The organism is Paraglaciecola sp. T6c (assembly GCF_000014225.1).
Classification (GTDB): domain Bacteria; phylum Pseudomonadota; class Gammaproteobacteria; order Enterobacterales; family Alteromonadaceae; genus Paraglaciecola; species Paraglaciecola atlantica_A.
This window is the reverse complement of the sequence record NC_008228.1, coordinates 1,372,976-1,386,837: the sequence shown is the minus strand read 5'-3', so window position 1 is coordinate 1,386,837 and position 13,862 is coordinate 1,372,976. Positions and strand designations below refer to the sequence as shown.

The 13,862-nt window shown below is 46.4% G+C and carries 12 protein-coding genes, 1 tRNA gene and 1 riboswitch; of the genes, 10 read left to right on the top strand and 3 right to left on the bottom strand.

The genetic code is table 11. The features are described 5' to 3' along the window. Positions 1–172: 172 nt before the first annotated feature. Positions 173–838, top strand: a complete 666-nt coding sequence (locus PATL_RS05855; protein WP_011574006.1) for a hypothetical protein — start codon at positions 173–175, stop codon at positions 836–838. Positions 839–955: 117 nt separating this feature from the next. On the opposite strand, the gene PATL_RS05850 is transcribed toward PATL_RS05855, so the two are convergent. After that, positions 956–1,285 (bottom strand): hypothetical protein, encoded by a 330-nt coding sequence (locus PATL_RS05850; protein ID WP_006991390.1) that lies wholly within the window; start codon positions 1,283–1,285, stop codon positions 956–958. Positions 1,286–1,703: 418 nt separating this feature from the next. On the opposite strand from PATL_RS05850, the gene PATL_RS05845 reads away from it, so the two are divergent. Together PATL_RS05845 and PATL_RS05840 are read left to right on the top strand one after the other, a co-directional pair. After that, positions 1,704–1,780 (top strand) — tRNA-Ile (locus PATL_RS05845). A 489-nt stretch (positions 1,781–2,269) separates the two neighbouring features. After that, on the top strand, positions 2,270–2,647 hold the full coding sequence (locus PATL_RS05840) for a Dabb family protein (protein ID WP_232283324.1): 378 nt from the start codon (positions 2,270–2,272) through the stop codon (positions 2,645–2,647). Positions 2,648–2,782: 135 nt separating this feature from the next. Here PATL_RS05840 and PATL_RS05835 read toward each other — a convergent pair whose 3' ends face one another. Continuing rightward, a complete protein-coding gene (locus PATL_RS05835; RefSeq protein ID WP_041713423.1) occupies positions 2,783–3,973 on the bottom strand; it encodes a PepSY-associated TM helix domain-containing protein in 1,191 nt (396 codons plus the stop codon). A gap of 89 nt (positions 3,974–4,062) precedes the next feature. Beyond that, on the bottom strand, positions 4,063–6,198 hold the full coding sequence (locus tag PATL_RS05830; RefSeq protein ID WP_011574003.1) for a TonB-dependent siderophore receptor: 2,136 nt from the start codon (positions 6,196–6,198) through the stop codon (positions 4,063–4,065). A gap of 269 nt (positions 6,199–6,467) precedes the next feature. Then, positions 6,468–6,612: riboswitch (cobalamin riboswitch) on the top strand. A 112-nt stretch (positions 6,613–6,724) separates the two neighbouring features. On the opposite strand from PATL_RS05830, the gene PATL_RS05825 reads away from it, so the two are divergent. The 7 genes from PATL_RS05825 to PATL_RS05795 all read left to right on the top strand — a co-directional run bounded on the left by PATL_RS05825 (position 6,725) and on the right by PATL_RS05795 (position 13,862). Continuing rightward, positions 6,725–7,636, top strand: a complete 912-nt coding sequence (locus PATL_RS05825) for an ABC transporter ATP-binding protein (RefSeq protein WP_011574002.1) — start codon at positions 6,725–6,727, stop codon at positions 7,634–7,636. Beyond that, positions 7,633–8,655 (top strand): FecCD family ABC transporter permease, encoded by a 1,023-nt coding sequence (locus PATL_RS05820; RefSeq protein WP_011574001.1) that lies wholly within the window; start codon positions 7,633–7,635, stop codon positions 8,653–8,655. The genes PATL_RS05825 and PATL_RS05820 overlap by 4 nt, the downstream gene beginning before the upstream one ends. A 121-nt stretch (positions 8,656–8,776) precedes the next feature. After that, the gene (gene cobT / locus PATL_RS05815; protein ID WP_232283291.1) at positions 8,777–10,027 is read left to right on the top strand and encodes a nicotinate-nucleotide--dimethylbenzimidazole phosphoribosyltransferase; all 1,251 of its coding nucleotides are present in this window, start codon (positions 8,777–8,779) and stop codon (positions 10,025–10,027) included. A gap of 35 nt (positions 10,028–10,062) precedes the next feature. Then, positions 10,063–10,872, top strand: a complete 810-nt coding sequence (locus PATL_RS05810; protein WP_011573999.1) for an adenosylcobinamide-GDP ribazoletransferase — start codon at positions 10,063–10,065, stop codon at positions 10,870–10,872. An 85-nt stretch (positions 10,873–10,957) separates the two neighbouring features. Further along, positions 10,958–11,512, top strand: coding sequence for a bifunctional adenosylcobinamide kinase/adenosylcobinamide-phosphate guanylyltransferase (gene cobU / locus PATL_RS05805; protein WP_011573998.1), 555 nt, complete (start codon positions 10,958–10,960; stop codon positions 11,510–11,512). After that, positions 11,509–12,261, top strand: a complete 753-nt coding sequence (cobC, locus tag PATL_RS05800) for an alpha-ribazole phosphatase family protein (protein ID WP_232283290.1) — start codon at positions 11,509–11,511, stop codon at positions 12,259–12,261. The genes cobU and cobC overlap by 4 nt, the downstream gene beginning before the upstream one ends. A 71-nt stretch (positions 12,262–12,332) precedes the next feature. Beyond that, a complete protein-coding gene (locus PATL_RS05795) occupies positions 12,333–13,862 on the top strand; it encodes a cobyric acid synthase (protein ID WP_041714264.1) in 1,530 nt (509 codons plus the stop codon).

The following is a 13,862-nucleotide window of genomic DNA, read 5'->3' as shown; positions in this document are numbered from 1 at the left end:
AAATATTGCTTAAGCGCGGTAAAATGAGATAAAGCGATTAAGTAAGGATTGTTCGGGTTCAACCGTCTTACAGTTAACAGCGTTCAACTGAATACATATTTATCTTGTTACGTGTCAGAATTTAGCTAGTATGAAAAACATACATGGATGTAGATATTTTTAGGGATAAAACATGACAATCTGCCAGCAACATCAACAAAGAAGCTATGCTCAAATTCGTGAAAAAATGCAACCTGGCGACATCATCGCCTTTGGCGGCAATAGTCTTTTTTCCAAATGGGCAAAGCTCACTACCCGTTCTGTGGTTACCCACGTTGCAGTTGTTATCAAAACTCAGATTTTGGATGAAGGTAGTGGCCGGTATTTCAACCAAGCCATCGAAGCTACCAGTTATAACGGAAAATGCGGCGTCATGCTTACTCGATTGAGTGAGCGTGTTGCCACCTACGATGGCGACATGTGGTGGCTTCCTTTAGGTGATAAGGCTCGTGCCAATCTAGAGAAGAATAAAAATGCTTTCTTCGACTTTTTATTTCAACAAAATCATAAACCCTACGACATATGGCAACTATTTGGCTCTACTGTTGATGCAACAGATTCCATTCCCCTGCTTAAAGAAATGAGTTTAAACTCAGAAGACTTTTCCAGCTGGTTTTGTTCGGAGTTGGTAGCCGAAGCCATGGAAAGAGGAAAAATCATCGGTAGTGTTAATGCATCCGAGGTCACCCCAATTGATGTCTGTCGCTTTAATGTATTCGACGAGCAGTACGTACAATTCAGAGGGGAATCGAAAACAATTACCGGCTACAACTCTCTGCCGTTCGATACATGGCAGTAGCAGATTGAACAGGTTGAACGTGAAGATGTGCTAGGTGAGTTGAATGCGTAAGAACAGCGCGGATGTCCAAACATAAACACTTTATGCTTGGACTTGGGCCTTAAAAAGAAGAGTTGCTTAAAACGCGTTGTCCTGATGGATTTTTATAAACAAGGGAGTGCCGTGCTTACTGTAATCAATTTTGTATTCTTTACCATTAATCGTTTGGATGAACAGTAAGGTTTTTTCCTCACCAAATACGTCACCGACCGTCACATCAACCAGTTCCATATCTTGCTGTTTAGCTTCACGTTTATTATCGGGGATCGTCCCGGTAAACTCTTTAATACTTTTGTGGCTCACAATAATCGCTGGATTATCTTCCCCATTTGTGACTAACAAATCTAACTTTCTGATTTTATGGATTAAGGTATTACGCCCACTGACGAGGAAAGGTTTTTCGGTCATGCTTATCTCCAACTGCCCTTTTGATTTTTTTGCTAAGGCCCACTCTATACCCTGCAAGATAACAAAGTTTATTTATCCTTGCACAACTTTGTTATGTGCTTGTTAAGTTTATAGTTAAAGCGCGATTTAAGTGTATATAAAACCGTCAAACGCCTTTCATTTAATAACGCCTGCTAATGGATACTATAAACCAGTTGGGCATATCTTATTGAGTGGTATAAACAAAGCGGCTAAAGCACAAACAAAGCACAGTGAAAAAGCTCTGATCCAATGCTAAAAACAGTCGTTTGCACATTTTTCCAGCAAACTATCCGACAAAGCTTCGCAAACAGATGACAAGCCTAAAAAAACTGCTTATACTGCGCGTCGTTTTATACCTTCGCTCAATTCTTTGGCGAGTAAAACGGCGTTTCAGAATGGCCCAATAGCTCAGTTGGTTAGAGCACCCGACTCATAATCGGTAGGTCCCCTGTTCAAGTCAGGGTTGGGCCACCATTTTTTCTTATTTAAAACCAATCAGTTACACCTCTCCCTACCTTGCGTAGAAAGAAGAATTTAGGACCCCATCGCACCTATATCGCATAGGAAAAATGTTTTTCATACAAAACTGACGTTTCACATTCGATGTTACTCTTGTGCTGGCTTTAAGGGCTTTGCTTCAATTATCTAACGCACACTACCTCCCGTATTCCTTACAATCCACGCAAGCAAGTCTGCGTAGAAGGTAAACAAATGGCCTGCGGTCAGCATTGAAAATACAAAAAATATATACCGCTAAACCACTTCTATTGTCTTTACAAAAGGCGCCACCTCGCGGTTAAATTGAGCGCCTCTCTTGTGTCCAGCAAGAGAGCTCAATGTTTAACCAACCACGAAAGGGAGATGAACATGCAGCAAAGTAACGGGTTCGGTGTTTTTATAACGTCGCTCAAGAATGTGAGCAAGAATACAATTAAGACTGCCGGTAAGAGCGCAGCCCTGGCGATGGGTTTATTGATTGCTGTATCGCTACCGGCAAAGGCAGACACAAAACACGAAATTAGCGCAGCACCTGCGGTTATTCATTCGGTGTTTTTCTGGCTTAATAATCCTGAATCAGTTGACGATCGCAAATCCCTGATTGAGGGGCTAAACAGTTTGCGTGACATTCCGCAAATCCAAGCGCTACATGTTGGGGTACCCGCATCTACCGTTTCTCGGGATGTAATTGACAGCAGCTATCAAGTCTCAGAGCTCATGTTCTTCAATAGCGTTGAGGATCAAGACGAATACCAACGTCATCCTATTCATAAGAAGTTTGTGAAGGACTACGCGCACCTGTGGCAGAAAGTAGTTGTATACGACTCGCTAAATACGTTTTAGCTAGCCCTTGAAGCGCGGATTGTAGGTCAACTGATATGGCCTACAACACTGGTTCAAAACATACCTTAGAGATAACAAACGGAGCGCATTAGATACTCCGTTTTTATGCGTTTAGCCGTTCATCCGCGCTGCAGTTTATAAAAAAGTAAAAGCGCCGTAACCGACACTGGCCATTACGCCTATCGCCGACACCCAGCCCAGCGCTTTCATTTGACTCCCTGCCCGGCGCCAAATACGTCGCCTTGGTTTTGTTTCATGCCGGGAAATACGCGCCACACGCATACCGTACATATAGGTACCCGTAACGGTGAGGCCCGTTAAAAAAATACCGAAAATAAAATACAAAAACTTGCTAAACATACCGCCCCATTGCCCAAAATGCAGTGGGTCAGCAGCTTCTGAAATACGATTGTGCAAGGTTAAGCTAACTCCGTCATGTTGTTGAATGAGTTGCCCGTTTACAGGTTCAAAACTGACAAAGTTCGCTCTTGGGCGAACAAGTATTGCATCTGCTTGGCCTTGTATTTCCAAAGCATCAGCTGATTTTTGCGGGAAGTTAATCCTGGTAATAGACAGCGCTGGAAATTTTTCATGGGCTTGCGCTAACATTAACGCTAGGTGTTCAGTGTCTGGCATGAGCGAATTTGCTATAGACTTTGCGCCGCTGGCGGTTAACCGCTCTGGGCTAGGGGCACCTGCCCCCCAGCGTTCAGCTAAATACCAGCAGCCAGTCACACTAATGATCAGCAAAAACCATAAGCTCCATACACCCACTAAACGGTGTAAATCTACCCAGCGTGTTTGGCGGTGCTGCCAGCGCGGCGCACGAAAAAAGTGCTTCCACCATCCTTTATAGATATACAAACTCGACACTAACATCGCCAGCATCACCACTGCGAATAGGCTCACTACCGTGATGCCTAACGTGAGCGGCAACATCAAGTGGCGATGCAACATGCGAAAGAAACGCTGCCAGTTTTGCCAGCGCCCATCTCCAAGGTATTCCCCCGTGGTAGGATGAAAAAACAAGCGGTGGCGCTGTTCATCTCCATCAAGGTAAATAACTTCGGCGCTATACCAAGGGTGCAAAGGCGCTTGAATTGAGCGTAGTGTGCTAGCGGGGACTTCTTGCTGAGCACGGGCGTACACCGCTTGCCAGTTCATACCCTCAACACTTGACGGTGTAACTCGCATGGCGGGGTTGCTTAGCCAGTCCATTTCGTTTGAGAGCACAGCCAACGTGCCGCTCAACACAATGAAGCACAACATAATGGCCAGTTTCACACCTAGCCAACTGTGAACGCTGAACCAAGTTGCTCTATTCAATTTTCCTACTCAAGTCACTTTGCTCTGGTTGCTTTACGCCATTTTTTACTCTAATGCCCGTGCTAGCTCAGCTCTCGCCCCAATCTAGATTAAAAACTGTATTTCAACTGAGCAATCACTTCTCTAGGTTGCCCTGGGAAATGGCCATTACGTTCGCTGAAACCGCTCACGGCATATTCTTTATCAAACAAATTATTCACGTTTACGCTAAGGAGTATATTGTCCCACTTGGTAGTCCAACTCGCGTCAAATACAGTAAATGCCTTGACCTTTTGGGCGTCAGAGCTGATTTGCTCACTGACGTAATTAACGCCCAATGCAATTGACGAATTGATGCTATGTATAGCGTAACGCCCCCATAAACCAGCTTGCTGTCGCGGCGCATTTACAAAGCGATCCCCTGCCCCAAAGGTGTTGCTTGAACTGCCGTCAACCACTATGGTGTCATTGTATGCATAGTTGGCAGTGATGCTCAGCTCATCCGTAATATCCCCCACAAGCGTAAACTCAGCGCCGTCACTTTCCACGTTGCCAAAGTTTATCAAGGCTGATTCAGTGTCCTCATTCTCGCCTTCAATAAAATTAGGGTTACTGGCGATCAAATTCTCTTTGTTGATGTGATACACCGCCAAGGTGGTCAGAATGCTACCGCCTAACCATTCATTTTTCACACCGACTTCAATTGAGTCCCCAGTAACAGGCTCAAGATCTGTCACACTCGCATCAGCTTGGTCTGTGGCATCTACAGGATTAAAACTTTCAGAGTAATTCGCATAAAATGACATATCTTCAAGTGGTTTAAAGCTAATCCCAGCACGATAAGAAACATCTTGATCGCCATACTCAAAGGCGCTTTGTTTATCACGCTCTTCAAAGTGATCAAACCGCGCCCCTAACATCAGCGTCCACTTGTCGCCCAGTTGCAGCATGTCTTGCACGTACAAGCCTTGGCGATTACGCCTGATGCCATCGCGATTTTGATCCGTCAGGTTGTAGCTATCCGGGTCGGTTTCACCATAATTAAGGTTGAATATATTCAGGTTACCCACGCCATCGGCTTCGTAGCGGGCGCGCAGATACTCGTAATCAGTGTCTATGTAATGCCAATCACCACCAAACAATAATTGGTGCTGCATGCCAGCAACACTAAAATCATAAACAAAATCAGTGGTTAAGCTAATTTCATCATTGGCTCTGTATTGATCCCGATATTCTCGGCGAATGGTTTCATCATCAATGTTTGCTTCACTGTCGCCGTTAACATCAACCCAACTGCGCGATTCGTGATAGGCCTGATCACGCTCATTAGTCATCAAGCGTAAGGTTGAATTCACGCTAAACGCATCACTAAATACGTGCTCAAGTTCAGACTGCACAACCCAAGCTTCAAGATCTTGGTAATCACTTTTTTCATTGGCGTTGTAGGTGCGATCAACCAAAAAATTACCGTTATCGTCCACCGGCACGCCTCGCAGTCTGTGCCCACCAAGATTCTGCACTATGTAATCAAAAGTGGTGGTTAATCGGGTATCGTCACTGAAATCATGTAATAGCCCCCCAGCAAGTTCGATGTTTTCCATATCAGCATTGTTACGAAAGCTATCTTGGGCTTCATAAAAGCCGCCCAAACGATATGCTGTGGTGTCGGTTAATGCTCCCGTCGCTTCCCCTGAAATACCGTGCAAGTCGAAGTTACCTAACGTCAGATTAATTTCTGCGCTTTCATTGAAGGTTGGCTTTTTGGTCACATAGTTGATCATGCCACCGGGCTCGCCACCACCATACAGTGCAGCAGCTGGGCCTTTTAGCACCTCAACCCGATCAACATTAAATAAATCAGGCACGCTGAATCCTGAATAAGGATCACCTCTTACACCATCATAAAAAACATTGCCATCATCGCGAAAACCGCGAAATGTCACCCCTGAATAACTGTATTCACTGACCCCAGCGATAGAGCGATATAAATCGGTGATATCTCGCGCCGCTTGGTCAGAAATCAGCTGAGCGGTAAGCACTTGCGCTGACATGGGTATATCAAGTAAATCGGCATCAGTCTTAGTGCCTAACTTCGTGCGGGTGTCTAAATAAAACTGCTGTGCTCGCCCAGTCACTTCTAAATGCTCAATGTCATCGCTGGGTTGCTGAGCTAAAACACCAGAGCTTAATCCTAAAGCGGTGATACCGGATAAAAAACAACCAAGTGAAGCTGCATTACGAGCCATGAAATAAACATCCTACTAATATAAGGGCCGGAAAGGCGCACACCATACAGTTAATGAGAATGATTTTCAATTACAAGTATGGCCTGGTAATGTAAGATCTTGATCAATTGGCCAAATTCGCGCATTTACTGGCAGTCAATTCTTCAGGATAGGAGTCACCGCATTCACCAGGTAGGTATTTTACCCACTGACATTTACCGCTCGTAGATGGTCAATTTACTTGCTATATTGCGCGCCATATATAGGTTTTATGCTGTGTTTATTTCGGATTTAACGAATATGACGAAGGCGTAAATTAAATGGGAATCTGGTGTGATACCAGAACTGTACCCGCAACTGTAAACAAGCCACGTGTCGAGGATAATCGCTCGAGTGCTTGTAAGTCAGATACCAGCCTTATTCACCCTTTAATTATTTTCACGCGGGAATACGTGAATAACAGATTGTCCTTTTAGTATGTGATACTGAGCGCACTGTGTATTCCCCCTTTAGATCGTATTTTGATCGATATGACAATACAGGTGCCATGCCAAATTCAGCTAACCTACAGGCGAAACAGCTCTCCTACCAGATAGCGCACAAAAGTATTTTGTCTGACATTAATCTCTCCCTTGAGCGCGGCAAAGTGCTGGGTGTGCTCGGCCCTAATGGTGCCGGTAAAACCAGCTTGCTAAAGATGTTATCCGGCCAAACAGCCAGTAAAAACCAAGTGGATTGGTGCGGCAAAGCACTTGAAGAATACAGCCCACTCGAACGCGCTCGGCAAATTGCTGTGGTCAATCAATTAAATGAAAGTGTATTCGCTTTGAGCTTGCAACAAATTGTGCGCATGGGTTGGCTACCCCATAAAACGTTGTTGTCTCGGGAAACCGAGCAAGATCACCAACACCTCGCGGCATCAATCGCCAAGGTAGGCCTTAGCGATAAAACGCATCAAACGTTTAGCTCACTGTCAGGAGGTGAGCAACAACGGGGATTGATCGCCCGGGCATTAGTCCAAAAAGCGGCGCTCATTGTGTTAGATGAGCCCGTCAATCACCTAGATATTTATTATCAACACCAAGTACTTAAGTTACTGCGCACCCTCGCCCATCAGCAACAAATGACCGTAGTGATGAGTTTGCATGATATTAATTTAGCCGCCAGTTACTGCGATCACTTATGTTTACTAAATGACGGCAAGATGATCGCACAAGGGCCAGTTGAGAGTGTGCTAAAAGCGACAACGTTAGAGCACGTTTTTAACATTCCTTGTCGTATTCGCCGCGATGAAGTGACCGAAAATCTACGGGTAGACTTTTACCCTCCCGATGAACAAGAGCGCCCTTCTCTGCCTGAGGTAACACAACAGTCAAAAGTGCATTCAAGCGAAGCGAGTAACAAATCACATAAAGAAGCACACAAAGAAGTAAGCGATAAGAAGGGCAAATTGAAATGACTAACCGCTGGTCGTTGCTATTTGTACTTGCGGTACTCTCGCCCATTATCGGCATATTTTTTGGTGCTGCAGACTTGCCTGCATCTGAACTGTATCACTGCATAGTTGACCAGTGTAGCACTGACGTTAACGCGCTAATATTTTGGGAGATTCGCTTACCTAGAGTGCTCGTGGGCTTTTTAGTTGGCGCAGGCCTTGCTGTTGCCGGGGCCACATTGCAAAACATTACCCGCAACGGATTGGCTGATCCTTACCTATTCGGTGTGGTATCTGGCGCAGGGCTCGGAGCGAGTATCGCAACACTGTTGTTTGACAGTCAAATAGGCGAAACCTTAACGATATTCGGTATGTTGCCTGATGTGCCTTTTTCAATCGCACTGCCGGTCGCCGCCTTTTTAGGCGCAGTATTTGCCGTTACCTTAGTCCAAGCGCTGGCCGCAACATCTTTTGGAGGGCGCGGCGAGCACATGCTGTTAGCCGGTGTGGCGGTGTCATTTATGCTCAGTGCTCTGAGTCACTTTTTACTGTTTTTAGGCGACCCTTTCGCTGCAAACAAAGTTATTTTCTGGTTAATGGGCAGTCTTGCTCGCACTGAAATGTGGTACGCCTGGATCATGCTACCCGTGGTTATGGGCAGCGTGGTACTGCTGTTACTTTTCGGTCGGCGCTTAGATGCCCTCTTGCTAGGCGACGAAAATGCCAAAACCCTAGGCATTAACGTCACCGCTCTTCGCTTAATGGCTTTAGGTATTTGCGCTGCACTAACCGCGTGCATTGTGGCTTACTGCGGCGGCATTGGGTTCGTTGGCTTACTTATCCCCCATATTGTGCGACGCTGGGTTGGGGTGACGAGCCGCGCTTTAATTTTAGGCTGTGTACTCATCGGCGGCAGTTTTATGGTGCTAGTTGATATCGTTGCCCGCTCGGCCCTTTCAGACCAAGAAATCCCTATCGGCATTATCACTTCAGCCATCGGCAGCGTGTTTTTCTTACTCGCTATTCGTCAGCGACAGGCATGAAAACAATGCATAGTCCAAATAGTGCAAATAGAGAAAATCGGGGCAATCAAGAAAATAGAGAAAATGGCGCTCGAGAAATAAATATTAAGAACCCAACCAAATCACGATTGGAACAACACATATGTTAGATCCTGAAGTAACTGCAGCGCCAGCATCTGTAGACTCAGAGAAAGCACCCTCACGCTCAATGCAAGAAGCGATAAAGCCAGTTCACAAGACATCAAGGAAGGCACAAAAAATGTCAGAACAACAACACTCATTATCTTCATCCGTATTCGATCAGTCTCACTGGCAAATATCCCCCGTCGATACCAGTAACCTCAGCGATATAGATGAGCGAATTAACAATAAAACTAAACCCTTAGGGGCCCTAGGCCAGCTTGAAGATCTCGCTCGCCAGCTTGCTCAAATACAACAAAGCCTCTCGCAAACAGGCAGCCGTATTGACACCCGAATCGTCATAAATAAGCCAGTTATGCTGGTATTTGCCGCCGATCACGGCATTGCCGCCAATGGCATCAGTATTGCCCCATCTGACGTCACCCAGCAAATGGTGAGCAATTTTCTCAATGGTGGCGCGGCAATCAACTGCTTTAGCACCACGCTAGGCTGGCAGATGAAAGTCGTCGATGCCGGTATGCTCAGCCCAGTGAGCGGCAATGCCCGTCTGTCAGCAAGCAATATGTTGATTGAACAGCAAATAGGCCAAGGTACGGCGGATTTTTCAAAACAAGCTGCGATGACACCAGCCCAAGCAGAGCAAGCGCTGACGATGGGCGCAAACGTTGCTGCACAGCATATTGCCCAAGGCAGCAATGTGCTGGCATTTGGCGAAATGGGCATTGGCAATACCAGTAGTGCATCAGCCTTGTTATCCCTCATTTGCGGGTTGAGCCCACAGCACACAACAGGCAAAGGCACAGGCATAACGGATGAACAATTAACGAAAAAAATTCAGCTCATCGAAGATGCTTTAGAGCGAGTCAATAAAGCCCACGGCACAAAGGCCTTTACCCCTAAAACCGCACTGATGGAAGTAGGTGGTTTTGAAATCGCACAAATTGTGGGTGCCATACTCGAAACCGCTAAAGCCGGTAAAAGCATCTTAGTGGATGGATTCATTGTCAGTGTAGCAGCGCTGATTGCCGTGCGTATTGCGCCGCGCGCACGGGATTATATGCTATTTGCCCACTGTTCAGCAGAATATGCCCACCAGCAAGTGTTGGCTCAATTAGACGCTCGGCCGCTATTGTCTTTAGGCTTGCGCCTTGGCGAGGGCACTGGTGCAGCGCTGGCTTTACCCTTGCTGCAAGCAGCAGCCAGTTTCTACAATGATATGGCCACATTTGAGAGCGCTGGCGTGACGGTATAAATGACTAGCACCACGTTAGCGAAATAAAGACGAACATGACTCGATTTTTAAACTATCAGTTCAATTTAATACTATTAGCAGTGAGTTTTTTCACCCGCTTACCTGTGCCGACTGCAATTGATTACAGCCCACAAAAATTGCACCAAGCGGGACGATATTTCCCATTAGTTGGCTGGCTGCTGGCTGCTTTATTAAGCGCATTTTACTGCTTCATGCTGCCCTATTTAGGACGAGAACCGACAGTATGCTTGCTTATTATATTTAGTTTAATGCTAACGGGTGCAATACATGAAGATGGCCTAGCAGATACGGCCGACGGTTTTTGGGGGGGTCAGAGTATCACGCGCAAGTTGACCATCATGAAAGACAGCCAAATTGGCACATACGGCACGTGCGCACTGATTTGTGCGCTATTGAGCAAGTTTATACTGCTGAGCTCGCTAGCCGCGGATCAGCACCTACTGCTGGCCCTAGCCATTGCCTACCCTTTGTCTCGCGGGTTGGCTATTTCGCATGTGCAACACCTCGCCTATGCACGCAAAAATAGTGATAACAGTAAAAGTGACTCGTTAGCACAGCCTATGCAACCTCGGGTGTTACTTTGGCTGCTCGCCTCAAGTGTACCTGCGGTACTATGGTTACCACTATCCAGTGCAATACTCGTCATAGTCAGTGCATGTGTGCTGCGCTTTGCCCTTAAACATTGGTTTAAAAAGCACATTGATGGCTATACAGGGGACTGCTTAGGCTTTGCTCAACAAACCCAAGAGTTACTCATCTATCTTCTGTTGATTATCACGTTACCTAAAACAGTGAATGAGCAGACCATAGGCTTTCTTTTATGAACGTCCTATTGATAAAAACAGTCTTAAACTTGCCCCTCAAACGTCGCGTTGAGTCATTACAAATATTTTGTTGGAGAGCTGAACAATGCTGCATTTAATTATTGGCGGTGCTCGCTCTGGCAAATCAAACTTTGCGTTGCAACAAGCCCTCGCTCTAAGCCAACAATCCGGCAAAAATGTCACCTTTGTCGCTACCGCCACCGCGACAGACACAGAAATGAGCAAGCGTATTATGCGCCATCAACAGGAGCGCCCAGCACATTGGGCGTTAGCTGAAGTGCCTCTGAATTTAACTGAGTACATCGAGCTCTATTCAGATAAGGGCGTTACAACTGATAGCGATCAGCCGATACTGCTCATCGACTGTTTAACCCTTTGGCTCAACAACCAGCTTTACCATCAACCACAACAAGATTTCAGCATCCTATTTCAAGGCTTCACCCAAGCCCTTCGCGCCAGTGAATCAAGTATAATTATGGTGGCAAATGAAGTTGGCTTGGGCGTTATCCCCATGGGGGAAGTCACTCGAGAGTTTGTTGATCAAGCGGGTTGGTTGAATCAAGCTGTGGCAAGTATTGCAGATCACGTCACCTTTGTTGCCGCAGGGTTACCCATGGCATTAAAGAGTCCTCAAAAATGAGTAGCAAACCTGTGAAAGATAGCGCAGCGAATGATAACGCGGTGAATCATGTCGCTGTGAATAACAATACTGGCGATAGCCCTGCACTGAGCAGCCGTTCAGTGGGTAGCCATCAACTTGACCATGGCGCAGCAACCACGTTCAATTTGCTGCGCCATGGTCAAGTTGATGGCCCTAGCGCACTTTATGGCAAGACCGACATTCCCCTTAGTGAACAAGGTTTACACGCTATGCAAGCGCAAATGCAAAAAACGTCAAAAGTGGATGTCATCATTTCATCCCCTCGGCTGCGTTGCCTGCATTTTGCCAAGGCATTCGCTGAATTTTTATCCGTACCACTGGTGATTGAAGACGACCTTCAAGAGTGTGATTTTGGTTTGTATGACGGTATCCCCTTTGATGATTTAAGCGAGCAATGGCTTGAGCTAAATGCGTTTTGGCAAGAGCCTATGCATAACACCTTACCAAACGCCGAATCCTTAGAACGTTTTCATCAACGGGTAGTAAATTGTTGGCAGCGTTTAACCACTAAGCACCAAGGGCAAAACTGCTTAGTGGTTAGCCATGGCGGCGTGATACGCCAAATTTTAGCTGATGTGTTATCTGCAAATTGGCAACAGGGTGATTGGTACGCCAAGTTGCAAATTGGCTATGCCAGCCTAACGCGTATCGCTATCGCAGAGTACGAGCAAGCGGTTCCTGTGGTGAACTTTATCGCCAAACCAGCGTTTAACGAGAACGCACTATGACCTCTAAATGCATGACCTATAAAAGCATGATCGTTAAAAGCACAGCCTTTGAAAGCACAGCCGCTAAAAGCATGAGCGCTAAAAGCGCGACCATCATGATCCAAGGCACTACGTCAGATGCAGGTAAAAGCATGCTCGTGGCAGGGTTTTGTCGCTGCCTGAAAAACAGCGGCGTTCGGGTGGCTCCCTTTAAGCCACAAAATATGGCCCTCAATAGCGCTGTTACTAAAGGTGGCGGTGAAATAGGCCGTGCGCAAGCGGTACAAGCACAAGCGGCCGGCGTTGAGCCCAGCGTCCACATGAACCCAGTGTTACTCAAGCCAAGCTCAGATACCGGCGCACAGGTGATCATTCAGGGTAAAGCGGTGTCAGACATGCAAGCCAAGAAATACCATGACTACAAAAAAGTCGCTATGCAAGCCGTCCTCAGTTCCCATCAATGCTTAACGCAAGAGTACGACGTGATTGTGGTAGAAGGCGCAGGCAGCCCAGCGGAGATTAATTTACGCAAAGGCGACATCGCCAATATGGGCTTTGCCGAAGCGGTTGATTGCCCAGTGATCATAGTGGCAGATATCGATCGCGGCGGCGTATTCGCGCAACTTGTTGGTACATTAGATTTACTGTCAGAATCTGAACAAAACCGCGTGGTCGGCTTTGTCATTAACAAGTTTCGTGGTGACATCAAACTACTCGAGTCAGGTTTAACCTGGTTAGAAGACCGAACGAAAAAACCGGTGTTAGGTGTACTGCCCTATATTCACAACTTACAATTGGCCGCTGAAGACGCTATTCAAGCAGAACAGAATTTAGATGAAACAAACATACGAATACACATATGTGTTCCTGTGTTTAAACGCATCAGTAATCACACCGATTTCGATATGCTGCGCGTACACCCCCAAGTAAAACTGACCTTTGTGGCCCAAGGCCGCCCTATTCCAGCCTGTGATTTGATCATATTACCGGGTAGCAAGAATGTGCGTGCCGACCTAGCATTGCTAAAAAAGATGCGATGGGACGCAGGCTTACAACGTCACCTACGCTACTCCGGTAAAGTATTAGGTATTTGCGGTGGCTATCAAATGTTGGGCCAAAGTATTTCGGATCCCAGCGGCGTTGAAGATACGCCAGGCACCAGCGAAGGCTTAGGTTATTTGCCTATCACCACGCAATTACAAGCACAAAAACAACTTACCCAAAGTCACGGAGACTTATTAATCCATGAAAATGGCAGCGCACCTATTCGAGGCTACGAAATTCACATAGGCACTAGCGTGCGAGCTGATAATGCCAAGCCGATGATCTTATTAAACAACGGCGAGTATGAAGGCTGTATCAGTGAAGACAACCAAGTTGCGGGTAGTTATTTACACGGCCTGTTCGATTCACCACAGGCTTTGCAGCATATACTTGCTTGGGCAGGTGCCAATACAGAACTCGCCGAGGATTACGGGGCGCAACAAGAGCGCGAAATAGAGCGCTTAGCTCAGGTGTGCCAAGGGCATCTCAACTGGGATGCCATTCACACCATTATCGAACAACAATTTACCGCGCCGTCTTTTTCCAGCGCGGCCACCCACAGCAAAGAGGGAGCATAA